Annotated in this window: 23 protein-coding genes; 14 read left to right on the top strand and 9 right to left on the bottom strand. The window is 63.7% G+C overall.

Features of this window, described 5'->3' with window-relative positions; genetic code table 11:
• Positions 1-130: 130 nt before the first annotated feature.
• The 5 genes from VGN93_RS17675 to VGN93_RS17655 all read left to right on the top strand — a co-directional run bounded on the left by VGN93_RS17675 (position 131) and on the right by VGN93_RS17655 (position 3,887).
• On the top strand, positions 131-1,216 hold the full coding sequence (locus VGN93_RS17675; RefSeq protein WP_327508473.1) for a fatty acid desaturase family protein: 1,086 nt from the start codon (positions 131-133) through the stop codon (positions 1,214-1,216).
• Between the two features lie 25 nt (positions 1,217-1,241).
• The gene (locus tag VGN93_RS17670) at positions 1,242-1,556 is read left to right on the top strand and encodes a MocE family 2Fe-2S type ferredoxin (RefSeq protein WP_319324112.1); all 315 of its coding nucleotides are present in this window, start codon (positions 1,242-1,244) and stop codon (positions 1,554-1,556) included.
• An 11-nt stretch (positions 1,557-1,567) separates the two neighbouring features.
• Positions 1,568-2,791 (top strand): NAD(P)/FAD-dependent oxidoreductase, encoded by a 1,224-nt coding sequence (locus VGN93_RS17665; RefSeq protein ID WP_327508472.1) that lies wholly within the window; start codon positions 1,568-1,570, stop codon positions 2,789-2,791.
• 14 nt (positions 2,792-2,805) lie between these two features.
• Positions 2,806-3,600 carry a 3-methyl-2-oxobutanoate hydroxymethyltransferase gene (locus VGN93_RS17660; RefSeq protein ID WP_327508471.1) on the top strand — a complete coding sequence of 265 codons (795 nt, stop codon included), beginning with the start codon at positions 2,806-2,808 and terminating at the stop codon, positions 3,598-3,600.
• A 62-nt stretch (positions 3,601-3,662) separates the two neighbouring features.
• Entirely contained in the window at positions 3,663-3,887 is a 225-nt protein-coding gene (locus VGN93_RS17655) for a hypothetical protein (RefSeq protein WP_256117672.1), read from the top strand.
• On the opposite strand, the gene VGN93_RS17650 is transcribed toward VGN93_RS17655, so the two are convergent.
• Entirely contained in the window at positions 3,884-4,369 is a 486-nt protein-coding gene (locus VGN93_RS17650) for a hypothetical protein (RefSeq protein WP_327508470.1), read from the bottom strand. The two genes, VGN93_RS17655 and VGN93_RS17650, sit on opposite strands and share 4 nt — an antisense overlap.
• Positions 4,370-4,380: 11 nt before the next feature.
• Positions 4,381-5,388, bottom strand: coding sequence for a LysR family transcriptional regulator (locus tag VGN93_RS17645; RefSeq protein WP_319324116.1), 1,008 nt, complete (start codon positions 5,386-5,388; stop codon positions 4,381-4,383).
• Between the two features lie 255 nt (positions 5,389-5,643).
• On the opposite strand from VGN93_RS17645, the gene chvE reads away from it, so the two are divergent.
• The 7 genes from chvE to VGN93_RS17610 all read left to right on the top strand — a co-directional run bounded on the left by chvE (position 5,644) and on the right by VGN93_RS17610 (position 14,836).
• Entirely contained in the window at positions 5,644-6,717 is a 1,074-nt protein-coding gene (chvE, locus tag VGN93_RS17640) for a multiple monosaccharide ABC transporter substrate-binding protein (RefSeq protein WP_319324117.1), read from the top strand.
• Between the two features lie 121 nt (positions 6,718-6,838).
• Positions 6,839-8,374, top strand: a complete 1,536-nt coding sequence (mmsA, locus tag VGN93_RS17635; RefSeq protein WP_327508469.1) for a multiple monosaccharide ABC transporter ATP-binding protein — start codon at positions 6,839-6,841, stop codon at positions 8,372-8,374.
• Positions 8,374-9,582: a multiple monosaccharide ABC transporter permease gene (mmsB, locus tag VGN93_RS17630; protein WP_327508468.1), complete on the top strand. Its 1,209-nt coding sequence runs from the start codon at positions 8,374-8,376 to the stop codon at positions 9,580-9,582. Before mmsA ends, mmsB begins: the two co-directional genes overlap by 1 nt.
• A gap of 127 nt (positions 9,583-9,709) precedes the next feature.
• The gene (araD1, locus tag VGN93_RS17625; protein ID WP_327508467.1) at positions 9,710-10,705 is read left to right on the top strand and encodes an AraD1 family protein; all 996 of its coding nucleotides are present in this window, start codon (positions 9,710-9,712) and stop codon (positions 10,703-10,705) included.
• Positions 10,706-10,756: 51 nt separating this feature from the next.
• Positions 10,757-12,190: an aldehyde dehydrogenase family protein gene (locus tag VGN93_RS17620; RefSeq protein WP_327508466.1), complete on the top strand. Its 1,434-nt coding sequence runs from the start codon at positions 10,757-10,759 to the stop codon at positions 12,188-12,190.
• A 50-nt stretch (positions 12,191-12,240) separates the two neighbouring features.
• Positions 12,241-13,980, top strand: a complete 1,740-nt coding sequence (gene araD, locus VGN93_RS17615; RefSeq protein ID WP_327508465.1) for an L-arabinonate dehydratase — start codon at positions 12,241-12,243, stop codon at positions 13,978-13,980.
• A 175-nt stretch (positions 13,981-14,155) separates the two neighbouring features.
• The gene (locus tag VGN93_RS17610) at positions 14,156-14,836 is read left to right on the top strand and encodes a hypothetical protein (protein ID WP_327508464.1); all 681 of its coding nucleotides are present in this window, start codon (positions 14,156-14,158) and stop codon (positions 14,834-14,836) included.
• Between the two features lie 45 nt (positions 14,837-14,881).
• On the opposite strand, the gene VGN93_RS17605 is transcribed toward VGN93_RS17610, so the two are convergent.
• The 3 genes from VGN93_RS17605 to VGN93_RS17595 are packed head-to-tail and all read right to left on the bottom strand — an operon-like array spanning position 14,882 to position 18,077.
• Positions 14,882-15,703 (bottom strand): transglutaminase family protein, encoded by an 822-nt coding sequence (locus VGN93_RS17605; protein WP_327508463.1) that lies wholly within the window; start codon positions 15,701-15,703, stop codon positions 14,882-14,884.
• Positions 15,704-15,720: 17 nt separating this feature from the next.
• Positions 15,721-16,662 carry an alpha-E domain-containing protein gene (locus tag VGN93_RS17600; RefSeq protein WP_327508462.1) on the bottom strand — a complete coding sequence of 314 codons (942 nt, stop codon included), beginning with the start codon at positions 16,660-16,662 and terminating at the stop codon, positions 15,721-15,723.
• Positions 16,663-16,667: 5 nt separating this feature from the next.
• The gene (locus tag VGN93_RS17595) at positions 16,668-18,077 is read right to left on the bottom strand and encodes a circularly permuted type 2 ATP-grasp protein (RefSeq protein ID WP_319324126.1); all 1,410 of its coding nucleotides are present in this window, start codon (positions 18,075-18,077) and stop codon (positions 16,668-16,670) included.
• 320 nt (positions 18,078-18,397) lie between these two features.
• Here VGN93_RS17595 and VGN93_RS17590 point away from each other — a divergent pair, with 320 nt between their 5' ends.
• Positions 18,398-19,282 carry a DMT family transporter gene (locus VGN93_RS17590; RefSeq protein WP_327508461.1) on the top strand — a complete coding sequence of 295 codons (885 nt, stop codon included), beginning with the start codon at positions 18,398-18,400 and terminating at the stop codon, positions 19,280-19,282.
• A 56-nt stretch (positions 19,283-19,338) separates the two neighbouring features.
• On the opposite strand, the gene VGN93_RS17585 is transcribed toward VGN93_RS17590, so the two are convergent.
• Together VGN93_RS17585 and VGN93_RS17580 are read right to left on the bottom strand one after the other, a co-directional pair.
• Entirely contained in the window at positions 19,339-20,760 is a 1,422-nt protein-coding gene (locus VGN93_RS17585; RefSeq protein ID WP_327508460.1) for a DEAD/DEAH box helicase, read from the bottom strand.
• 300 nt (positions 20,761-21,060) lie between these two features.
• Positions 21,061-22,161 carry a DNA alkylation repair protein gene (locus VGN93_RS17580; protein WP_327508459.1) on the bottom strand — a complete coding sequence of 367 codons (1,101 nt, stop codon included), beginning with the start codon at positions 22,159-22,161 and terminating at the stop codon, positions 21,061-21,063.
• A 214-nt stretch (positions 22,162-22,375) separates the two neighbouring features.
• On the opposite strand from VGN93_RS17580, the gene VGN93_RS17575 reads away from it, so the two are divergent.
• The gene (locus VGN93_RS17575) at positions 22,376-22,825 is read left to right on the top strand and encodes a host attachment protein (protein WP_319324130.1); all 450 of its coding nucleotides are present in this window, start codon (positions 22,376-22,378) and stop codon (positions 22,823-22,825) included.
• 68 nt (positions 22,826-22,893) lie between these two features.
• Here VGN93_RS17575 and VGN93_RS31330 read toward each other — a convergent pair whose 3' ends face one another.
• Entirely contained in the window at positions 22,894-23,046 is a 153-nt protein-coding gene (locus tag VGN93_RS31330; RefSeq protein ID WP_414714103.1) for a hypothetical protein, read from the bottom strand.
• Between the two features lie 250 nt (positions 23,047-23,296).
• Entirely contained in the window at positions 23,297-24,898 is a 1,602-nt protein-coding gene (locus VGN93_RS17565) for a trimethylamine methyltransferase family protein (RefSeq protein WP_327508457.1), read from the bottom strand.
• Positions 24,899-25,060 lie beyond the last annotated feature (162 nt).

The raw sequence follows: 25,060 nt of genomic DNA, 5'->3' as shown, positions 1-25,060 counted from the left end.
CCCTCCCTGAAATCTTTCCATCAAAACCAAATGATGGTGAATGATAGTATTTGACGCATTCTATCATGGCAGGATTGAGAGACGCAAGCATCGGTATTATCGTTTGCCCATCAGATGGAGGAGACGGGCGATGAAGCCGACGAAGCGGGACTACAGCCTTCTTGGCCGCGATGCCGAGGCAGCCGTGGCGAACGGCCTTGCGGCAGCCGAGTGGTATCACACCGACATCCCGCGCAAGGAGATGAAGGCGCTGATGCAGCGCAGCGACGGCCCGGCGATCCGCGACACCGCCATCTGGCTCGGCACGATGCTCGTCACCGGCGCTCTCGGTGTCTGGTTCTGGGGAAGCTGGTGGGCGCTGCCGTTCTTCCTGGTCTATGGCGTGCTCTACGGTTCGGCGTCGGATTCCCGCTGGCATGAATGCGGCCACGGCACGGCCTTCAAGACGATGTGGATGAACGACGCCGTCTACCAGATCGCCTGCTTCATGATCATGCGCAATCCGGTGACCTGGCGCTGGAGCCACACCCGCCACCACACGGATACGGTCATCGTCGGCCGCGATCCCGAAATCGCCGTCATGCGCCCGCCGGATCTTTTGCGCCTCGTGTTCAACTTCTTCGGTCTTCTCGACGCCTGGCATGCCGTGGTCGACATGGTGCGCAATGCTTCCGGCGTGATGAGTGCGGCGGAAAAGACCTTCATCCCCGAATCCGAGCAGCCGAAGGCGATCCGCATCGCCCGCATCTGGCTGGTGATCTATCTCGCGACCATCGCGCTGTGTTTCGCCATCGGCTCGATCCTGCCGGCCATGCTGATCGGCCTGCCGCGACTTTACGGCGCCTGGCATCACGTGCTGACCGGCCTGCTCCAGCACGGGGGCCTCGCCGACAACGTCATCGATCACCGGCTGAACAGCCGCACGGTCTACATGAACCCCTTCAGCCGCTTCATCTACTGGAACATGAACTACCATGTGGAGCACCACATGTTCCCGATGGTACCCTATCACGCACTGCCGAGGCTGCACGCCATGATCAAGCATGACCTGCCGACGCCGAACCCGTCCATGTGGCACGGCTACAAGGAAATGCTGCCGGCCTTCCTGCGGCAACTGCGCAACGAGGACTACTTTCTGAAGCGCGACCTGCCGATGACGGCCCGGCCTTACAAGGAAGAATTCCACGCAGAACCGGCCGTCGCGGCCGCCGAATAACGCCCCAGTCTTGGAGGAGACGACCATGAGCGACACCTGGATCGAGGTCTGCGCAGCGGACGAGATCGACGAGGAGGATGTCATCCGCTTCGACCATGCGGGCCGCACCTTCGCGGTCTATCGCAGCCCGGAGGATACCTACCACGCCACCGACGGGCTCTGCACCCACGAGAAAATCCATCTCGCCGATGGCCTCGTGATGGACCACGTCATCGAATGTCCCAAGCACAACGGCCGGTTCAACTACAAGACCGGCGAGGCCAAGGGCGCGCCTGTGTGCGTCGACTTGAAAACCTATCCGGTCAAGGTCGAAGGCGGCACCGTCTTCATCGGGCTCTGAGGAATCATTCCATGGCAAACTTCGTCATCGTCGGCGCCGGCGAATGCGGCGCGCGCGCAGCCTTCGCGCTGCGCGACAAGGGTTTCGACGGCACGATCACGCTGATCGGCAGCGAGACGCATCTGCCCTACGAGCGGCCGCCGCTTTCCAAGGACGCGCTGATCGCCGGTGCCGGCCCGAAGCTCGTCGCCGATGCGGAGCGTTATGCGGAAGCGCGGATCGATGTGCTCATCGGCAAAACGGTTTCCGAAATCGATCGCACCCGCAGGCGCATCGTGCTGAGCGATGGTACGGCGCTGCCCTATGACAAGCTGCTGCTCGCCACCGGTGCCCGGCCGCGGGTCCTGCCTGGTACGGCCCATGGCGGACGCATTGCCGCACTTCGCAGCCATGACGATGCCGCGCGTATTCGGGCGCATCTGGTGGAGGGCAGCCACATCGCCATTCTCGGTGGCGGCTTCATCGGCCTGGAGCTGGCGGCAAGTGCCCGCAAGCTTGGGGCGACGGTGACGCTGGTCGAAGGGCTGCCCCGCGTGCTGAGCCGCGGCGTGCCGGCGGAGATTGCCGCGATCGTGGCGGAGCGCCATGCGGCCGAGGGCGTCGAGATCCTCTGCGGTGCCAAGGTTGCGGGTGTCGAGGACTTGCCGGGCGAGGTGCGCATCGCGCTCGAGGACGGCCGCGTCGTTTCGGCAAATCTTCTGGTCGTCGGCATCGGCGCGGCGCCGAATACGGAGCTCGCCGAAGCAGCCGGCCTTGCAGTCGAGAACGGCATTGCCGTCGATGGAATGCTGCGGACCTCCGACCCGGATATCTTTGCGGCCGGCGATTGTACGTCTTATCCGCTCCCTCTCTATGGCGAGCGCCGCATTCGCCTCGAATCCTGGCGCAATGCGCAGGAGCAGGGTCAGCTTGCAGCGGCCAACATGCTGGGCGGCGCGGAGGCGCATGCAGCTGTACCGTGGTTCTGGTCGGATCAATACGACATGACCTTGCAGATCGCCGGCCTTGCCGATGGCGCGGTGACGACGGTCCGGCGCGACATGGGCGAGGGGGCATTCATCCTCTTCCACCTCGATGCCGAGGGCCGGCTGATCGCGGCGAGCGGCATCGGGCCGGGCAATGCGGTGGCGCGCGATATCCGCCTTGCGGAAATGCTCATCGCCGCGCGCATCCATCCCGACCCGGCCGAATTGGCCGCGCCGGAAACCAAACTCAAGAAACTGCTCGCTGCCTGAGCCGGGAGATCACCGTGAAGAACAAGAGACCGACCGTCGCCGACCTTCAGGCGATGAAGGGCAAGCGCCAGCTCACCATGCTGCGTGTCGTGACGCTGGAGGAGGCCGCTGCCGCCGAGCAGGCGGGCATCGACCTCGTATCCGTGCCGCCTGCGCTTCTCGGGCCCGCCTTTCGCGAGGCGGCACCCACGGTCTTCGCCTTTCCCGGCCTCGAATATGGTGATCTCGTCACGGCGGACGATTATCTGCGCGGCGCCTTCCAGGCGATGAAGGCGGGCGGCGATGCCGTTTACTGCGCGGCCGGCCTTTCCACCGTCCGGCGCCTGCGCGAGGAGGGCATCCCGGTCTGCGGCCATGTCGGGCTCATCCCCTCCAAGGCGACGTGGACGGGCGGCTTCAAGGCGGTGGGCAAGACGGCTGCGAGTGCGCTCGAAATCTGGCGGCAGGTGAAGGCGCTGGAAGAGGCGGGGGCATTTGCGGCCGAAATCGAGGTCGTGCCGGGCGCGATCGCCGCGGCGATCAGCGCGAAGACGTCGCTCCTCATGCTCTCGATGGGCGCCGGCACCGGCTGCGATGCGCAGTACCTCTTTGCCGACGACGTGCTCGGCCAGAACCGCGGCCACTATCCGCGCCATGCCAAGGTCTATCGCAATTTCACCGCCGAATATGATCGGCTCCAGCAGGAGCGCATCGCGGCCTTCCGCGAATATGCGGATGACGTGCGATCCGGTGCCTATCCGGAGAAGAGCCATTCGGTCGGCATCGAGCCCTCGGAGCTTGCCGCTTTCCTCGATCGTCTCGATGCCTGAAAAGCCGGTTTCCCCGCGCGGAAAAACCGCCTATAGACGGGCGAAGGCGTGAGGAGACGTTCATGAAAATCATCGATACCGACCATCCGTTCTACCGTCCGCTCTGGCGGCGGCTACTTCTGGTCGGGGTCTGTGCCGCATGGACGGGCGTGGAATATTATAACGGCGAGCAGACCTGGGGCACGATCTTCCTCGTCGTCACCGCCTATGCCTTCGCCAACCTCATCCTGTTCTTCAAGCCCTCCGATCCCGCCGCAAAGCCGCCGGAAGAGCAACCGAAGAGCTAACCCGACAGCCCCAAACGCTTCTCGACATGGATCCGGCGGATCGTCTCGTCGATCAGCATGTTGGCGATCTTCATGCGCAGGGTCGCGTTGTCGCGCAGGTCCGGCGGCACGCCGTCCGGGTGGTTTTCGCGGGCAAAGCTGCGGCGGCGGGCGAGCAGGTCGTCCACGCTTTCGCTGCCGTGCAGGGCGAGGTCTTCCGCCACCTCTTCCGGTGCGACGCGCAGGAGATGCGGCGGTGGCTCGGGCGGCAACGGTTCCGGCTCCGGTGGCACGGGAACTGGCTCCTCGTAGAGATCGAGATAGGCGGCGGCGGCCTGCGAGCCGGAGACGAAGGTTGCGCCCATTCCCAGCCCGGCAAAGCCGGAGGTCAGCCCGCAGATCACGCCCGGGCCTTCTTCCTCGAGCGCGTCGTCTTCCTCCGCTTCGCGCGCCTCGGCCTTCAGCCTTTCCAGCACGGATTCGAAAACGGTCATGCCGAACATCAAAGATCTCCTCAGTCCGGCGAAAGCATCCGGCTGCGTTGCAGGATCAGATCATAGAGCAGTTTGGCGCTCGGCGGCAGCGCCCTGCCCTTGACGGAAATGAGGCTGTAGGGCTTGATGTCGATCTCGAAATCGGTGTTGAGAATGCGCACGTCCCCCGCCTGCGCGCCGACATCGGCGATGAAGACCGCCATGTCGCGGGCGACGGGGGCGATCGCATTCGAGCCGCAGACGATGGCCGTGGTGAGCAGGATCGACGAGGTGTTGACCACGGTGGAGGGCAGCGCCACGCCCGCCGCGATGAACAGTTCCTCGATGCGCCGGCGCAGCAGCGTGCCGGCCGGTTGGAACACCCAGTCGTAATGGGGCAGGTCGGCGAGGCCGACGACCGGTTTTTCGAGCAGCGGATGGCCCTTGCGCACGATGAGACAGGCCTTTTCGATACCGATCTCGGTGACGTTGAAGAGGCGCGGGTTGAGGTCGTCCGGCACGCGGGCGATGATGAAATCCTGCCTTGCCGCCAGCAATTCCCGGGCGAGCACGTTGCTCGTCTCGACGCGCACATTCACCTCGATGCCGGGATAGGCGGCACTCACCTGCTGGATTGCCGGCACGGCGAGGCTGATCGCCGGTGCGGTCACCGAGCCGAGGAAGACCGAGCCGCCGGTGCCGGATTTCAGCGCGGAAAGCTCGCGGTCCACCTCGCGCAGTTCCAGCAGGATGGTGCGCGCGCGGCGTGCGAAGGCGCGGCCGAAGGCCGTCAGCGCCACGCCGCGCGAGACGCGCTCGCACAGCTGGGCCTTGAGGATCGTCTCCATTTCCGTCAGCATGCGGGAGGCCGCGGGCTGCGAGATGTTCAGCGCTTCGGCCGCGGCACTCACCTGTTTGTGCTCCTCGATCGCGACGATCATGCGCAGGTGGCTGAGCTTCAGGCCGCTGCGCAGCAGGCCGACGCCCTGGAGGCCGTCGGCGCTGTCATCGGGAAAGAGGCTTTCTTCGATATCATCGTCCAAACGCATGGTTACTCCGATTCATAAAATAGTATATTTGCCGGATAATATACCAGTTCTGGTATCAATTTAGAAGCTTATTGCATTTGACAGTTATGGCAATTCGTACGACCTTGCGCCAATGTGCGCTGGGGTCCTTGGGAGTGGGGACCGGCGGGTTTTATGCCCGACCAGTCAGACCGTCGTCTGAATGCGACCCCGCCTGCGCACAGAACAATGCCTGGCCGCGATATCGGCCAGCGCGCACCAGGGAGAGACCTTTCAATGAAAATGATCACTTCGCTTCTCGCCGCCGCCGCCATTAGCGTCGCGTCGTTCGTGGCGCCGTCCTTTGCCCAGGACAAGGGCATGGTCGGCATCTCCATGCCCACCAAGACCTCGACCCGCTGGATTTCCGACGGCGAGACGATGGAAAAGCTGTTCAAGGAAGCCGGTTACACGCCGGACCTGCAGTTTGCTGACGACGACATTCCGAACCAGCTCGCCCAGATCGAAAACATGGTCACCAAGGGTGCCAAGGTTCTCGTCATCGGCGCCATCGACGGCACGACGCTCTCCGACATCCTCCAGAAGTCGGCCGATGCCGGCGTGAAGGTCATCGCCTATGACCGCCTGATCCGCGATTCGGGCAATGTCGACTACTACGCCACCTTCGACAACTTCCAGGTCGGCGTTCTCCAGGCCACCAGCCTCGTCGACGGCCTCAAGGCGAAGTTCCCGGACACCAAGCCGTGGAACGTCGAGCTCTTCGGCGGTTCGCCGGACGACAACAACGCCTTCTTCTTCTACGATGGTGCCATGTCGGTTCTCCAGCCGCTGATCGATAGCGGCGACATCGTCGTCAAGTCCGGCCAGACCGGCATGGAAACCGTCGGCACGCTGCGTTGGGACGGTGCGGTTGCCCAGGCCCGCATGGAAAACCTGCTCTCCTCGACCTACACCGATGGTCGCGTCGATGGCGTTCTGTCGCCCTATGACGGTCTCTCGATCGGTATCCTGTCGGCCCTGAAGGGCGTCGGCTACGGCTCGGGCGACCAGCCGATGGCGGTCGTCACCGGCCAGGACGCCGAACTCCCGTCCGTCAAGTCGATCCTCGCCGACGAACAGTATTCGACGGTCTTCAAGGACACCCGCGAACTGGCCAAGGTCACCGTTGGCATGGTCAACGCGATCCTGGAAGGCAAGGAGCCGGAAGTGAACGACACCAAGACCTATGACAATGGCGTCAAGGTCGTTCCGTCCTACCTGCTGAAGCCGGTTGCCGTCGACAAGTCCAACGCCGAGAAGATCCTCGTCACGGACTCGGCCTACTACACGGCCGACCAGCTGAAGAACTGATCGTTCTTCACTCTCTCGGGGGTTCGCGTCTCGTGCGCGAACCCTCTTTTCTCCGGATCGCAGAGCGAATAGGCTCGGTTTACCGCCGCAGGGTGGAGGACCGGCTGCTGGAAACTGATACATGAGCAAGACCCTTCTCGAAATGCGTGGCATCACGAAGACGTTTCCGGGCGTAAAGGCGCTCGACAACGTCAACCTGAAGGTCCGCGAAGGCGAGATCCACGCCCTGGTCGGCGAAAACGGCGCCGGCAAATCCACCCTCATGAAAGTGTTGAGCGGCGTCTATCCGGCCGGCTCCTACGAGGGCGAAATCCATTTCGACGGCGAGGTCCGTCGCTTCTCCACGATCTCCGACAGCGAGCATCTGGGCATCATCATCATCCACCAGGAGCTGGCGCTCGTGCCGCTCCTGTCGATCGCCGAAAACATTTTCCTCGGCAACGAGGTGGCGACGAACGGCATCATCGACTGGAAGCTCGCCTTCCGCCGCACGCAGGAACTGTTGAACAAGGTCGGGCTCAAGGAGCCGCCGGGCACGCTGATCACCGATATCGGCGTCGGCAAGCAGCAGCTCGTCGAGATCGCCAAGGCGCTCTCCAAGAAGGTGCGCCTGCTCATCCTCGACGAGCCGACCGCCTCGCTCAACGAGAAGGATTCCGATGCGCTGCTGAATCTGCTCGTGGAGTTCCGCGCGCAGGGCATGACGTCGATCATCATCTCGCACAAGCTGAACGAGATCAAAAAGGTCGCCGACCAGATCACCATCCTGCGCGATGGCGGCACGGTGGAGACGCTCGACTGTCATCACGAGGATATTTCCGAAGACCGCATCATCAAGGGCATGGTCGGCCGCGAGATGGAAGACCGCTACCCGGCGCGCGAGCCGAAGATCGGCGAGACGCTGCTGGAAGTGAAGAACTGGAACGTCTTCCACCAGCACCACCGCGACCGCCAGTTCCTGCACAATATCAGCTTCAACGTGCGCGCCGGCGAAGTGGTCGGCATTGCCGGGCTGATGGGGGCAGGGCGCACCGAGACGGCGATGAGCATCTTCGGCAAGTCCTGGGGCCACAAGATCACCGGCGAGGTCGCCATGCGCGGCAAGCCGGTCGATGTCAGCACGATCCCCAAGGCGATCGACGCGGGCCTTGCCTATGTGACGGAAGACCGCAAGCATCTCGGCCTCGTGCTGATCGACAACATCATGCACAACACGACGCTCGCCAACCTCAAGGGCGTCTCCAAGGCGGCGGTGATCGACAATCACCAGGAGACGAAGGTCGCCTCCGGCTACCGCTCGCGGCTGCGCATCCGGTCGCACTCGATCTATCAGGAAGCGGTCAATCTTTCGGGCGGCAACCAGCAGAAGGTGGTGCTGTCGAAGTGGCTGTTCACCGATCCGCAGGTGCTGATCCTCGACGAGCCGACGCGCGGAATCGATGTCGGCGCGAAGTTCGAAATCTATACAATCATCAACCAGCTTGCCGCCGAGGGCAAGGGCATCCTCATGATCTCGTCGGAGATGCCGGAACTGCTCGGGACCTGCGATCGCATCTATGTCATGAACGAAGGACGCATCGTGGCCGAGCTCTCCAAGGCGGAAGCAAGCCAGGAATCCATCATGCGCGCCATCATGCGCTCCGGGGAGAAACACTGATGTCCACCGACACCGCGACAAAGACGACCCAGCCTTCGGTGGGGGAATACCTCAAGAAGAACATCCGCGAATATGGCCTGCTGGTCGCGCTCGTCGTGATCATGATCTTCTTCCAGGTCATCACCAACGGCGTGCTCTTCCGCCCGGTCAACATCACCAACCTCGTGCTGCAGAACTCGTTCATCGTCATCATGGCGCTCGGCATGCTGCTGATCATCGTGGCAGGGCATATCGACCTCTCTGTCGGCTCCATCGTCGCCTTCATCGGGGCGATCTCGGCGATCATGCTGGTGAAATGGGGGCTGCCGGCGATCATCGTCGTGCCCGCCTGCATTCTCGTCGGCGCTCTCATGGGCGCGGCGCAGGGCTACTGGGTCGCCTACCAGAAGATCCCGTCCTTCATCGTCACGCTCGCCGGCATGCTCGTCTTCCGCGGCATGACCTATGTGGTGCTCGGCGGCCGGCCGGTCGGCCCGTTCCCCAAGGAGTTCCAGATCCTCTCCACCGGTTTCGTGCCCGATTTCCTGTCCATCACCGATCCGGCGACGAGCCTCATCAAGAACTATTTCGCGCTCATCGTGGTCATCCTGCTCGTCGGCTACGCCATCTATGCCGGCCTGCGCGAGCGGAGCCAGAACGCGCTGCATGAGACCGAGAACGAGCCCTTCGCCTTCTTCGCCGGCCAGATGCTGATCATCAGCGCGGTCGCGATCTTCCTCGGCTTCCAGCTTTCCACCTATCGCGGCCTGCCGAACGTTCTCGTCATCATGGGTCTGCTCATCGTGCTCTACACGTTCGTCACGACCCGCACGACGATCGGCCGACGCATCTATGCGATGGGCGGCAACGAGAAGGCGGCGAAGCTTTCGGGCATCAATACCGAGCGGCTGACCTTCTACACCTTCGTCAACATGGGCGCGCTCGCGGCGCTGGCCGGCATGATCATCGCCGCCCGTCTCAACTCGGCGACGCCGAAGGCCGGCGTCGGCTTCGAGCTCGACGTCATCGCGGCCTGCTTCATCGGCGGCGCGTCGGCATCCGGCGGCGTGGGGAAAATCACCGGTGCGGTCATCGGTGCCTTCATCATGGGCGTCATGAACAACGGCATGTCGATCATGGGCATCGGCATCGATTACCAGCAGCTCATCAAGGGCCTGGTGCTGCTCGCGGCCGTGTTCTTCGACGTCTACAACAAGAACAAGGGCTGACCGGGAGCCGGCCAGCCATACGAACTGCAAGAATGTTTGACGGGCTGCGGAAGCGGCCAGTGCGGTGACGTTTGTCAACCGCAGGTGCGGAGCCTTGGCCGAGGCCGGCTCAAGGAAGGAAACGGAAATGCTGATTTCGCAGGTAGCAAATGCCGACGGCTCGATTACCGTCATCGTGCGGGAAGAGGGTGGCACGGGCCGCGCCGTGAAGGACACGGCAAGCGTCTATGCCCTCGCGCTCGAAGCCGCCAACAGTGGCCAGTCGCTGAAAGCGGTCATCGATGCCAAGGGTCTTGGTGACGAGGTCGATCTGGAAGAAGCCTATGCGGATGGCCGGCTGCTGTCGCCGATCACCCATCCGGATGCCGCGCACCTGCACCTGACCGGCACGGGCCTCACCCATCTCGGCTCCGCCGCGACGCGTGATTCCATGCACAAGAAGACCACGGAAGCCGCAGAAGAGACGCTGACGGATTCCATGAAGATGTTCCGCATGGGCCTCGAAAACGGCAAGCCGAAAGCCGGCGAGAAGGGCGTTCAGCCGGAATGGTTCTACAAGGGCAACGGCTCGCAGGCCGTCGCACCCGGCGCGGCACTCACCTCGCCCTCCTTCGCGCTCGATGGCGGCGAGGAGCCGGAAATGGCCGGCATCTACATCATCGCTGCCGACGGCTCGCCGTTCCGCATCGGCTTTGCGGTCTCGAACGAATTCTCCGACCATGTGACGGAGCGGATCAACTATCTCTACCTCGCCCATTCGAAACTGCGGCAGGCGAGCTTCGGCCCGGAAATCCGCGTCGGCGCGGCGCCTGACGATATCCGCGGCTTCTCGCGCATCCTGCGGGGCGGCACGGTTCTGTGGGAAAAGCCCTTCGTCTCCGGCGAGGCGAACATGTCCCACACTTTCGCCAATCTCGAATATCACCACTTCAAATACGGCCTGTTCCGCGCGCCAGGCGACGTGCATGTCCACATGTTCGGCACGGCGACGCTGTCCTTCGGTGACGGCATCCGCACGGAAGAGGGCGACGTGTTCGAGATCGGCGCCGGCGGTTTTGGCCTGCCGCTGCGCAATCCGCTGGCGATCGCCAGGGAAGACGAGATCGAAATCCGCCAATTGTAACCGACGCGGCGGCCACACGGCCGCCATGACAGACAGGAGGCTCGACAGCCCATGATCATGCACCAGAACCTGATTGCCGGCGAATGGGTCGGCTCGGACGCGGTCCGCAACATCAACCCGTCGAACACCGACGACGTGGTCGGCGAATATGCCCGCGCCTCCGTCGAGGACACCAAGGCGGCGATCGCGGCGGCGAAGGCTGCCTTCCCGGCCTGGTCGCGCTCCGGCATCCTCGAGCGCCATGCCATTCTGCGCAAGACCGCCGACGAAATCCTCGCGCGCAAGGATGAACTCGGCCGGCTGCTGTCGCGCGAGGAGGGCAAGACATTGGCGGAAGGCATCGGCGAAACGGTGCGTGCGGGCCAAATCTTCGATTTCTTCGCAGGCGAAACCTTGCGCCTTGCCGGCGAGGTGCTGCCGTCGGTGCGCCCCAACATCGGCGTCGAGATCACCCGCGAGCCGGTCGGCGTCGTCGGCATCATCACGCCCTGGAATTTCCCGATCGCCATCCCCGCCTGGAAGATCGCACCGGCGCTCTGCTACGGCAACACGGTGGTCTTCAAGCCGGCCGAACTGGTGCCCGGCTGCTCTTGGGCGATCGTCGATATCCTCCACCGCGCCGGCCTGCCGAAGGGCGTGCTCAACCTCGTGATGGGCAAGGGTTCGGTCGTCGGCCAGACCATGCTCGACAGCCCGGATGTGCATGCCATCACCTTCACCGGCTCGACCGGCACCGGAAAACGCGTCGCCACCGCCTCCATCGAGCATAACCGCAAATACCAGCTCGAAATGGGCGGCAAGAACCCCTTCGTCGTGCTCGACGATGCGGACCTCACGGTTGCCGTCGAGGCCGCCGTCAACTCGGCCTTCTTCTCCACCGGCCAGCGCTGCACCGCCTCCTCGCGCGTCATCGTCACGGAAGGCATCCATGACCGGTTCGTTGCGGCCGTCGGCGAACGGCTGAAGAGCGTTGTCGTCGACGATGCGCTAAAGGCGGGCACGCATATCGGACCGGTGGTCGACGAGAGTCAGCTGAAGCAGGACACGGACTATATCGAGATCGGCCAGAAAGAGGGCGCAAAGCTCGCCTTCGGCGGTGAGCTTCTGAAGCGCGACACGCCCGGCTTCTATCTGGCTCCGGCGCTGTTCACCGAGGCGACGAACGACATGCGCATTTCGCGCGAAGAGATTTTCGGGCCTGTTGCCGCAGTCATCCGCGTCAAGGACTTCGAGGAAGCGCTGGCCGTCGCCAATGACACGCCGTTCGGCCTCTCCTCCGGCATCGCCACCACGAGCCTGAAGCATGCGACGCATTTCAAGCGCAATGCGGAGGCCGGCATGGTGATGGTGAACCTGCCGACGGCGGGCGTCGATTTCCATGTACCGTTCGGCGGTCGCAAGGGCTCGTCGCACGGCTCGCGCGAGCAGGGCAAATACGCCAACGAATTCTACACAACCGTCAAAACCGCCTACACGCTGGCGTGAGGCAAAGGCCACCCGGCTGTTCGGGGCAGGCCCTTCAAGGACTGAAAGACATGACGAAGAAAGCGGAATGGCCGCGCAGGCTGAGATCGCAGGAATGGTACGGCGGCACCAGCCGTGACGTGATCTATCACCGTGGCTGGATGAAGAACCAGGGCTATCCGCACGATCTGTTCGACGGCCGCCCGGTGATCGGCATCCTCAACACCTGGTCAGACATGACCCCGTGCAACGGCCACCTGCGCGAACTCGCCGAGAAGGTGAAGGCGGGCATCTGGGAGGCCGGCGGCTTTCCGATGGAAGTGCCGGTGTTCTCGGCCTCCGAAAACACCTTCCGCCCGACCGCGATGATGTACCGCAACCTGGCGGCACTCGCGATCGAGGAAACGATCCGTGGCCAGCCGATGGACGGTTGCGTGCTGATGGTCGGTTGCGACAAGACCACGCCGTCGCTGATCATGGCGGCAGCGTCCGTCGACCTCCCGTCGATCGTCGTCACCGGCGGCCCGATGCTGAACGGCTACTTCCGCGGCGAGCGCGTCGGCTCCGGCACGCATCTGTGGAAGTTCTCCGAAATGGTGAAGGCCGGCGAGATGACGCAGGAGGAGTTCCTCGAGGCCGAGGCCTCTATGAGCCGTTCCTCCGGCACCTGCAACACGATGGGCACGGCCTCCACCATGGCCTCCATGGCCGAAGCGCTCGGCATGGCGCTTTCAGGCAATGCGGCCATTCCGGGCGTCGATTCTCGCCGCAAGGTGATGGCGCAGCTCACCGGCCGGCGCATCGTTCAGATGGTCAAGGACGACCTGAAGCCGTCCGACATCATGACGAAACAGGCCTTCGAGAACGCCATCCGCACCAATGCGGCCATCGGCGGATCGACCAATGCCGTCATCCACCTGCTCGCCATGGCCGGCCGCGTCGGCATCGACCTGACGCTGGACGACTGGGACCGTTGCGGCCGCGACGTGCCGACCATCGTCAACCTGATGCCGTCGGGCAAGTACCTGATGGAAGAGTTCTTCTATGCCGGCGGCCTGCCGGTCGTTCTCAAGCGTCTCGGCGAGGCCGGCCTCCTCCACAAGGATGCGATCACGGTCTCGGGCGAAACCGTCTGGGACGAGGTCAAGGACGTCGTCAACTGGAACGAGGACGTCATCCTTCCGGCCGAAAAGGCGCTGACGCAATCGGGCGGCATCGTCGTCGTGCGCGGCAATCTCGCGCCCAAGGGCGCCGTGCTGAAGCCGTCGGCCGCCTCACCGCATCTCCTGACGCACCGGGGCAGGGCGGTCGTGTTCGAGGACATCGACGACTACAAGGCCAAGATCAACGACGACGCTCTCGACATCGACGAGACCTGCGTCATGGTCATGAAGAATTGCGGGCCGAGGGGCTATCCGGGCATGGCCGAGGTCGGCAATATGGGGCTTCCTCCGAAAGTGCTGAAGAAGGGCATTACCGACATGGTGCGCATATCCGATGCGCGCATGTCGGGCACCGCCTACGGTACCGTCGTGCTGCACACCTCGCCGGAAGCGGCCGTCGGCGGACCGCTGGCGGTCGTGAAGGACGGGGACATGATCGAGCTGGACGTGCCGAACCGCCGCCTGCATCTCGACATTCCCGAGGAGGAACTGGCGCGCCGGCTCGCCGCGTGGACGCCGAACCATGATCTGCCGGTGTCGGGCTATGCCTGGCTGCACCAGCAGCATGTGCAGGGTGCCGATACCGGCGCCGATCTCGACTTCCTCAAAGGGTGTCGCGGCAGCGCGGTCGGCAAGGACAGCCATTGACAGGTCGCGGTGAGGAGAATGCCCTGCATTCTCCTCATCTCCATAACGTCAAAACATGTTTCATGGCTCGATCTGACTTTTGGTTACAAAGCCGTCGTCTCCGCACGTTATGGTGTTGAAGGTGGGCAGAAAATACGATCAATTACGCTGACCACCCAAATGGAGGAAAGCGTATATGCCAGGTCCTGATTCCGCGTCGTTCAAGGAAGGCAAGTCCACCACATTCACCGCGGATGTCGCCGACGAAACCGATCTCGGTTCGGCGGTGACGGTCAAAGGCGAGGGTTATACCATCACCTTCGAAGGCAATGGTTTTGCCAGCAAACACATGCGGCGCATCCGGCGCAACAGCGTCAGCCTGCTGCAGAGCCCGCAGACAAGCCCTGATAAGCTCGCAGCTTACGCCAAGGAGGCGCGCGCCCGCGCCGCGATCCGCTGGGGTGGAAAAGAAAGCAGCACGAACTCGGTTGTCTATCTCGATCTGGGTCAATTCTGCCAGTTCGGTGCGCAGATCATCAAGTTCCTGAAGAGCGATACGGCGAATGCGTGGTCGCCATATCCTGCGAACGCGCCCACCACGTTGCAAAAGCACGCGACCGTCACGATCGGCCGCTGCCTTGCATATTCCCACAGCGGGGTCGGCGCAGTGCGCTCCGGCGGCGATGGTACGGTGGAGGGCGGCGTTGGCATCACGCTCCAGGTCACCGTACGACAGGTCGGTGGTTCGACGACCATGGTGGAGGTTTGCCACTACGAGGGTGGAAGCGTCACCGGCAAGTTGTCGAGCGACAAGCTCAACCCCAAAACGCAAGGCGCGAAAATGCACGGCATCGCCGGGACCATCGTCACCGTGTAACCGGGAAACATCGGCACGCCATCTAGGCGATGGCGTGGTCCGTTGTCAGCTCTGGCTTTGTGACTGGCTCTGGCCGGAAGGCTCCACCGTGATGGCAACGCTCATCGTTTCCGCCGCCAGGCCCACCACCATGCCGGAAATGGGGGCGGCGTCGGTGTAGTCCAGGCCGACGGACAGGCGGACATAACGCGCATCCGGGCAGATCTTGTTGGCCGCATCGAAGCCGACCCAGCCGAGGCCCTGCAGATGCACTTCCGCCCAGGCATGGCTTGCCGTCTGCTCGGGTGTTTCCATCAGCAGGTAGCCGGAGACATAGCGGGCGGGCAGGCCGAGGGAACGCGCGGCGGAGACGAGGATGTGCGTGTGATCCTGGCATACGCCCTGCTTCATCTCCAGTGCCTGCTCGGCCGTGGTGCTGGAAACGGTTTCGCCGGGCTTGTAGGCCACGGTCTCGTGGATCGCTTGCATGAGCGTATGCATGCGCGCCAGTTCGTTTTCGCCGCTGGAACTCGCCGCCAACGCGTGGATCAGCGCGCCGGGCTTGGTCAGCGGGGTTTCGCGCAGATAGAGCCAGAGCGGCACGAAACCCTGGTGCGGGCCGAAGACGCCCGCGCGATCCTCCGTTTCCACTTCGCCCTCGGCGACGATGCGGATCGCCACCTGCTCGCCATTGGTGCTGACAAGATCGACATGGTTGCCGAAATGGTCGGTGTAGCCCGCCTCCAGGCGCGCGCCGTGCACGGTGGTCGCCCATGCGTGCACGCGCTGGCCCGGATGGTTTTTCGGCGTCAGCCGCAGCCGTTGCAGCGAATACTGGACCGGGTCGTCGTAGTGATATTCCGTCGTGTGGCTGATCTTCAGTCGCATAATTTGCCCCGTCAGCCCTATCGGTAGAAGCGGTAGCCATCGGAGATTTCTGCTCCGAGGCGGTTGTTGTGCACGATGAACTCCTCGATGAATTCATGGAGACCCTGTTCCATGATGTCTTCGATGCTGCGGCTGCGCAGCAGCATCAGCGTGGCGGATGCCGTCTCGTGCGCCGCGTGGTTGTCGCCGTAGAGTTTGGCGAGATAACCGAGATTGCTGACGATCTTGTCGTAGCTATAGGCGAGCGAGCGCGGCATGCGGTCGTTGAGGATCAGAAAATCCGAGATGTTGCTCGCGGAATAGTCGCCGTCATAGACCCAGCTGTAGGAGCGGTGCGCCGAAACCGACCGCAGGATCGATTCCCACTGCATGTTGTCGAGCGAGGAGCCGACCTTGGCGATCGCCGGCAAGAGCACGTAGTACTTCACGTCGAGGATGCGGGCCGTGTTGTCCGCCCGCTCGATGAAGGTGCCGATACGCGAGAAATTGTAGATGTCGTCGCGCAGCATGGTGCCGTGGAAGGCGCCGCGGATGAGGGCGGTGCAACGCTTGATCGTACCGATCACCTCCGGCATGTCGGCGGGCTTCACGCGTTTGGAGAGCGCCAGCTTCAGCTCGATCCAGCACTCGTTGGTCGCTTCCCAGGTCTCCCGCGTCAGCGCCGTGCGCACCATGCGGGCATTGTTGCGCGCGGAATCGATGCAGGACATCACGCTGGACGGGTTGGCGGTGTCGCGCAGCAGGTAGTCGATCGCGTCGGCACTCGTGAGCTTGCCGTGCGCCTCGTCGAAATCCTCGCGCACGCCCGCACTCTGCAGCACGCCGTCCCAGTCCTCGTCGCTGGACCCGCTGCGCGTCAGCGCCATGCGCAGGCCCGCGTCGATGAGGCGGGCTATGTTTTCGCCCCGCTCGATATAGCGGAACATCCAGTAAAGGCCGTTTGCGGTTCTTCCCAGCATCGGCATCAATCCTCCAGTACCCAGGTGTCCTTCGTGCCGCCGCCCTGGCTGGAGTTCACCACCAGCGAGCCTTCCTTTAGCGCCACGCGGGTCAACCCGCCCGGAATGATCTGCACCTTGTCGGAAACGAGCACGTAGGGCCGGAGGTCGACGTGCCGGGGCGCAATGCCCTTGTTGACGAGGATGGGGACTGTGGAGAGCGACAGCGTCGGCTGCGCGATGTAGTTGGACGGCCGGGCCTTCAGCTTTTCGGCAAAGGCCGCGCATTCCTTCTTCGAGGCGGTCGGGCCGACGAGCATGCCGTAGCCGCCCGAGCCGTGCACCTCCTTGACGACGAGCTCTTCGAGATGTTCGAGCACGTATTTCAGGCTGGCTTCTTCCGAGCAGCGCCAGGTCGGCACGTTCTCGAGCAGCGCCTTGCGGCCGGTATAGAACTCGACGATTTCCGGCATGTAGGAATAGATCGCCTTGTCGTCGCAAATCCCGGTGCCCGGCGCATTGGCGATGGTGATGTTGCCTGCCTTGTAGACATCCATGATGCCCGGAATGCCGAGCGCCGAATCCGGCCGGAAGGTGAGGGGATCGAGGAAATCGTCGTCGACGCGGCGGTAGAGCACGTCGATCGCCTCGTAGCCGCGGGTCGTGCGCATCTTCACCTTGCCGTCGACGACGCGCAGATCCGAGCCCTCGACCAGTTCCACGCCCATCATGTCGGCGAGGAAGGCGTGTTCATAATAGGCGGAGTTGAAGATGCCGGGGGTGAGCACCGCGACGCGCGGTTTTCCCGAACAGCGCGGCGGGGCGAGCGAGGCGAGGCTCTGGCGCAGCAGCTTCGGATAGTCTTCGACCGGGCGCACCTTGTTGAGATGAAACAGCTCCGGGAACATCTGCATCATGGTTTCCCGGTTTTCCAGCATGTAGCTGACACCGGAGGGGGTGCGGGCATTGTCTTCCAGCACGTAGAACTGGTCTTCGCCGGTGCGCACGATGTCGGTGCCGACGATGTGGGTATAGACGCCGCCCGGCGGCTTGAAGCCGATCATCTGCGGCAGGAAGGCGACGTTGCGCTCGATCAGTTCGCGCGGCACGCGGCCGGCCTTGATGATTTCCTGCTTGTGGTAGATATCGTCGAGGAAGGCGTTGAGGGCGATGACCCGCTGTTCGATGCCCTGGGCGAGCCTGCGCCATTCTCGGCCGGAAATGATGCGGGGGATGATGTCGAAGGGGATGAGCTTTTCGGAGCTGTCTTCGTGGCCGTAGACTGCGAAGGTGATGCCGGTTTTTCGAAAGAGGTTTTCGGCGTCCCTCGATTTGGCGATCAGGCGAGCCCGATCCTGCCCCTCGTACCAGTCATGGTAGTTTTCATATGGCTGCCGCGGGTTGGAGTCCGCGCTGATCATTTCGTCAAATGCCAAAGGCGTGTTCCCTATTTTTCGCCATTTGAGTACAACATCAGGGGCAATGCAAGAACCATGCTCAATTAGCGCTGAAGAATTCTCACACCGCTTTGAGCACAGCTAAACCGGCCGGCAAGACGGTTCTTTCGGGCGCACGAACACGCCGGCGCATCCGCCGCGCCGGCTTCCCGCGGCGAGCCTGCCGAAAAGATGGGCAGATGCCGAAAAGCTGGTCCGTCCCGCCTTTCGTTGAACCTAATCATCAAGGAAATTCCTTTGACCATCACCGGGGCGCCGCCTATCGCTCGCGCACCGATTGTCCTTCTGCCGGAAGTCCCATGTCCCTCGATCGCCTGGCTCCGGCCATCTTCGTCCTGCTCTGGTCGACCGGCTGGGTCGCCGCAAAGTTCGGCGCCATCGTTTCCGAACCGCTGACGTTCCTGAGCATCCGTTACGTCACGGCCGCCATTCTCTTCGCCGGCCTGTGCTTCGTTTCCGGCGTCGCCTGGCCACGCGACCGGCGCACGATCGTTCATGCCGTGGTCTCCGGCGCCTTCCTGCACGGGCTGTATCTCGGCGCGGTGTGGTGGGCGATCGGCGAGGGCGTGCCGGCGGCGCTGTCCTCCATCATCGCAGCACTCCAGCCGCTGATGACGGCGCTGGCCGCGCCCTATTTCATCGGCGAGCGGCTGAGCGGCACGCAGAAGGCGGGCCTCTGTCTCGGCTTCCTCGGCGTGCTGCTCGCGGTGCTGCCGAAGTTTTTCGGGCAGGGCGCTGCGGAAATCCCGGCCTTCGCGCTTGTCGTCAACATGCTCGGCATGGCCGCCGTCACCTATGGCACGATCTACCAGAAGCAATATCTGCCGACGGGGGACATCAGGGCGATCGCGACGCTGCAATATGCCGGGGCCCTGATCGTCACCGTGCCGCTTGCGCTGGGCCTCGAAAGCCTGCATGTCGATTTCGGCTGGGCCTTCGTCGCGGCGCTCGCCTGGTCGGTGCTCGGCATTTCGATGGGGGCGGTCCTGCTGCTGCTCTACCTGCTGCGCCGCGGTCAGGTGTCCCGCGCGGCGTCGCTCATCTATCTCGTGCCGCCGATCGCCGCCCTCCAGGCTGCCGCCATCTTCGGCGAGGAACTGACGATCCCGATGATCATGGGCACGCTGATCGTCGTGGTGGGCGTCTACCTCACCAACCGCAAGGATCCAGCGCCGGCGGAGTGAGCAAACGAAAACGGCGGGCCGAAGCCCGCCGTTTCCTCATTTCCTAATGCTGTAGCTTACGCCTGTTCGCGGCGCTGGCCTTCCGAACGGCGCGGCTTGCCGCTCTGGTTCGGGCGGCCCTGGCCGTTGCCGGCGCCGTGGTTGCGGTTCTGGCGCTCGCCCTGCTTCTGCGGCGGGCGGCTGCCATGCGCGCGCTTGCCGGCTGCCGGTGCGCCGCCATCGGCCTGCGCACCTTCGCCGAACGGCTTGCGCGCCGGACGCTGGCCTGCGCGACCCTGGCTGGCACGATGGCCGCTGCCCGAACGGGGCTTGCGCGACTTGCCGCCGGGACCGGCGGTGATGACGGCAGGCGCTTCACCGCTGGCGACGGTGATCTGGATGCCCATCAGCTTTTCGATATCGCGCAGCAGGTGCGCTTCGTCCGGCGTGCAGAAGGCGATGGCGATGCCGTCGCGGCCGTTGCGGGCCGTGCGGCCGATACGGTGGACATAGGCGTCCGGCACTTCCGGCAGGTCGTAGTTGTAGACGTGGGTGACGCCCGGAATGTCGATGCCGCGGGCGGCGACGTCGGTGGCGACCAGCACGCGGATCTCGCCGTCACGGAAGGCCTTGAGGGCGCGCTCGCGCTGGCCCTGGCTCTTGTTGCCGTGGATGGAGGCGGCCTTGAAGCCGATATGGTCGAGATGCTTCATCAGCTTCTCGGCGCCATGCTTGGTGCGCGAGAAGACGAGCGACAGGCCGTCCGGATTGTCGGTGAGCGTCTTGCGCAGGATCTGCGCCTTCTGGTCCTTGCCCGGAACGTGGTGGACATACTGTTCCACCTTGTCGGCAGCCTTGCCGGGGGGCGTGACTTCGACCTTCTTCGGGTTGACGAGATATTCGCCGGCCAGTTCGCCGATCAGCTTCGGCATGGTGGCCGAGAAGAGCAGCGTCTGGCGGTTCTTCGGCACCATCTTGGAGATCTTGCGCAGATCATGGATGAAGCCGAGGTCGAGCATCTGGTCGGCTTCGTCGAGCACGAGGTAGCGGGCCTGGGTCAGCGTCACGGCCTTGCGGTTGACGAGGTCGAGCAGGCGGCCGGGGGTCGCGACGAGGATGTCGGTGCCGCGCGAGAGCATTTCCGACTGCTTGTTGATGGAGGCGCCGCCGACGACGGTGACGATGCGCAGCGGTGTGCGCTTCACGAAGTCGCGCAGGTTGTCGGCGATCTGGTTCACCAGTTCGCGGGTCGGCGCGAGGATGAGGGCGCGGATGTTGCGCGGGTCGGGACGGCGGGCGTCAAGAAGAAGCTTTTCGATCATCGGCAGGCCGAAGGCGGCCGTCTTGCCGGTGCCGGTCTGGGCGAGGCCGATCAGGTCCGAGCCTTCCATGACGAGCGGGATGGCCTTTTCCTGGATCGGCGTTGCTTTTTCAAAACCGAGGGTGGTGAGCGTGTCGACGATGGTCTTCGAGAGGCCGAGGTCGTGGAAAGTGGTCAAGTCAAATACCTTTCGGGGCGCCAAACGCGATAAGCCGGAACGCACCATGCGTTTCCGGTTTCGTTCGGCGTCAAGAACCCCGCGTGAATTGGGAACTTGTGGGTTGGTTGGGTAGTCGTCTGCGCAGGCATCCGCAAATGGGAGGCGGATCGTTCTCTTGCGCTAGTCCTTCTCAGCATCCCGGTCTCGGGACATCTTTGGCTCGCTCACGCGGCGGCCGAAGGGCGACGCTGAGGCTCATGTCGTTGTTTTGCGTCGAAAAGTCAAGTCCTAGTTTTCGCAGGTGCGAAAGGATCGACGTCAGGCCATGCGGAGATCGAAGTCGGCAGACGCGCAGATCGCGCCGTTGATCAGGATCTCGATGCGGTGTGCGCCGGGGTAGTAGCGCCGCGTGGTGATCGCCCGGATCGCGTGGTCCCTGGCGATACCGTGGCTCGCGCCGGCCGGCAGGTCGAGCTGTTTCCACTTGAAGACTTTCGGCGCCAGCGTGCCGTTCGCCTTCACATGATGGATCGCATAGTCGATCATCAGCCGCTGCGGAGCGGCCTCCGCATTCGTCACGACGATCGAGAAGCCGAGCTTGTCGCCGAACTCGACCACGGGTGCCGCGAGCGTCAGCGTGGCCGCTATGCCCTTGGCGGCGGCGAAGCCGAAATTGGCGAGCGCCTTCGCATCGCCCCTCTTGAGCAGGGTGCGCGAGGCGTGGCGCAGCAATTGCCGCCGCTCGGCCGAGGCATTCGCGATGTGCCGCTCGACGAAATCGGCAACGAGGGCCGGGTGATCCTTGGCGATGTCGTTGAGGCTGTTGGCGACGGAACGGCGCACATAGTCTTCCGGATCGTCCAGCAGGGCGACGAGGATCGGCAGGACCGGCTGCGGGTCCTTGACGAGCGCCGGCAGGCGCATCGCCCAGGGCAGGCGCGGGCGGGTGCCCTCGCTGGCAAGCCGGCGGACGTGGTGGTTGGCATCCGTTACCCAGTCGGAGATTTCGGCGAGCGCCCGGTCCTGCTCGGCATGGATGAAGCGGCGGATGCCGAACTCCGCGGTGAAGTGCGGCGTCAACGCCTTGAGGAGCGCGAGCGACAGGTCGAAATGCCGGAGACCATGCTGGGCGACGAACTGGTTGACCGGCAGAAGCGCCCAGCCGCTCAGGCCCGGATTGCCATCCTGCGGCAGGGCCTTGCGCAGGATATCCGCTGCGGCGGCATAGTCGGCAGGCAGCGTCTCGGCCAGCGCGTCCTTGATGCGTTCCGCGCGCTGCATCAGCTCCAGTGCCGCCATGTCGTCCGTTGCGAGACGCGTGAAGCGGGCGGCGTCGAAATCCGCAGCGTGGCGGGAGATGTGGCCGGCCATGTCCGTCACGAGGCCGGGATGCAGCAGGTTCTTCAGCGGTTCGGCCACGATCGTATCCTGTCGTTTCGGGCACCCTAGCCAGCCTTTGCGGCATGGCGATAGGGCTGCCTTCGCCTTTCCAACAGCTTCGTGTCCCGCGCCACCCGGAACACGCGGCCGACCTCTTGCGTTGGGACCATGCGCATCCTGGCCACAATCGTGCAGGATGCTCGTCTGCGCAGATTCGTCTGCCTATCCATGAATATCGCTACGGGAGTGAAACATGACCGCTACGACTTGGATTCTCGCCGCTGACGGCAATCAGGCTCGCCTGCTCAAGGGGGTAAACCTGCTGAAGGACGGCCAACAGAGCCCTGAGCAGGAAGTCTATCGCTCCGAGACGAAGAAGACGCAGGACATCATGGCCGACAAACCCGGCCGCAGCCATTCCTCCGTCGGCCCCGGCCGTTCCGCGATGGAGTATTCGAGCGACCCGGTGCGGGAGGAACAGCTGAAATTCACCGCTGAAGTCGCGAGCCGCATCGACGACTACGCCGCCGAAGGCGCGTTCGACCGGCTAGTCGTGTGCGCGGCACCGCAGACGCTGGGGGATCTCCGCAACAAGCTTTCGGATAAATCCCGCACGCTGACCATGGCCGAGATCGACAAGAACTTTTCCAATCTGCCGACGGAGAAGCTGATCGCTTCCGTGCAGGCCGCCATCGGGCGGTGAAATCGACGGCGAAGTGAAAATGCCACGGGCAGGCCGCAAGCCTGCCCGTTTGAATTTATAGTGCCGCGTCAGGAGCAGACACGCGCCCTGTACTGGTCGCCCCAGGCGTTATGGCGCCAGACGACATGGCAGGTCGGATAATCGTTGACCACCACATAGGGCCGGTAGACCGGACGGTAGATCGGCGGCGCATAGTAGCGTGGCTGAAGCGCGTCGGCCACGAGGGCTCCGCCTATGATTCCGGTGGCCAGTCCGGGCAGAAAGCGGTTATGGGCCTCTGCCTGCGATGTGGTTGCCAACGTTGTGCCTGCCATGGTCAGTGCGATGAGACCGGTGGCGATGGCTGTCTTCAACGAAAACATGGTCTTTGTCCTGATCCGGGGATGACCGCCTATCGGTCATGAATTGCTCGGACACCAGATAAATCCACAACGCAAAATTTGGTTTCAGGTCGGTTTCATTAAATTCCTGTTAGAAATCGGTGGGCACGCCCCCTTCCGCTTTGCGCCGGGCGACGAAGGCGTCGAGCTCCTCTTCGATCGCCGGGTCGAGCGGCGGGCGCTCATAGGTGTTGAGCTTTTCCTTGAAGACCCGGTTGGCGTGATCATAGGTGGTCGGCCGGCCGGCTTCCGTCCAGGTCTCGAAATTGCGCCAGTCCGACAGGATCGGCGCATAGAAGGCGGTCTCGTAGCGCGCCAGCGTGTGCGGCGTGCCGAAGAAATGCCCGCCGGGGCCGACGTCACGCACGGCGTCGAGGCCGAGCGCATCGTCGCTCACATCGAGCGGCTGTAGATATTCCGCCACCATCTGCAGCATGTCGACGTCGAGGATGAACTTTTCGAAGGAGGCCGTCAGCCCGCCCTCGCTCCAGCCCGCCGAATGCATGATGAAATTGCCGCCGCCCTGGGTCAGCGCCCAGAGCGAGAAGGCGGATTCATAGGCGGCCTGCGCATCGAGCGTGTTCGAGGCATTGGTGTTCGAGGTGCGATAGGGGATGTTGTATTTGCGGGCGAGTTGGCCGCCGGCGACCACCGCCTTCATATATTCCGGCGTACCGAAGGCCGGCGCGCCCGTCTTCATATCCACGTTGGAGGTGAAGCCGCCATACATGACCGGCGCGCCGCGGCGCACCATCTGGGTGAAGGCGATGCCGGCGAGCGCTTCCGCATTCTGCTGCACGACGGCGCCTGCGATCGTCACCGGCGCCATGGCGCCCGCGAGCGTGAACGGCGTCACGACCACGACCTGGTTGCGCGAGGACATTTCGATGATGCCCTGCAACATCGGTCCGTCGAGGCGCAGCGGCGAGGAGGTGTTGATGATGGTGAAGAGCGAGGGTTCGCGCTCCATCTGCTCCATGGAAATGCCGCGGCCGATGCGGGCGATCTCGATGCCGTCGAGGTTGCGCTGCTTGCCCAGCGAATAGACGTGGAAGGCCTTGTCCGTCAGCTTCACCATGTCCGACAGGCAGTCGAGATGGCGGATCGAGGCGTGGATGTCGATCGGCTCGACGGGGTAGCCGCCGGTCGTGTGGATGATGTCGTAGGATTGCGCGAGCTTCACCAGCTTGCGGAAATCCTCCTGGTTGCCGGCGCGCCGGCCGCCGTCGCGATCGGCGACGAAGGGGGCGGAGGCGATCTGCGCGAAGACCAGGTTGTTGCCGCCGATCTCGACATTGCGGATCGGGTTGCGCGCATGCAGGGTGAAGGCCGGCGGCACGGAGGCCATCATGTCGAGGATGAGGCCGCGGTCGAAGCGCACGCGGTCGGTGCCCGGTGTCACGTCGGCGCCGGCCGCCTTCATGCGCTCGCGCGCCTCCGGCAGGATGACGTCCATGCCGATCTCTTCGAGGATGGTCAGCGAGGCCTGGTGCACGGCCTCCAGCGCATCGTCGGACAGCACGGTGGACTTGGCGGTCGTGTTGACGAGATTGAGATATTTCGAGGTGGTCGGCGCGCGCCGGCTGCGCTCGGCCCCGCGTCCGCCGCTTCGGCGGCGGCGTTCGACCGGCGTGTCGGTCGCCTCCGCCTCCGGTTGATCGAGGTGATTTTCGAGTTTGATCACGTCGCCCATGTGCAGAAAAGCCCCGGTCTGGTTTGCCTTTTCTCCTTGTTGCATATCCGGAAATGCGATGCCCCGTCATTTGCGACAGGGAAATGCTCTGGTGGATAAGAGGGCCTTTCGAGGGGCGATGCGTGATTTCCGGCAACGAACGGTTAACCATCCGTTCAAGGA

This window comes from Shinella sp. (genome assembly GCF_035998705.1).
Classification (GTDB): Bacteria; Pseudomonadota; Alphaproteobacteria; order Rhizobiales; family Rhizobiaceae; genus Shinella.
This window is presented reverse-complemented; position numbering and strand designations above follow the sequence as displayed.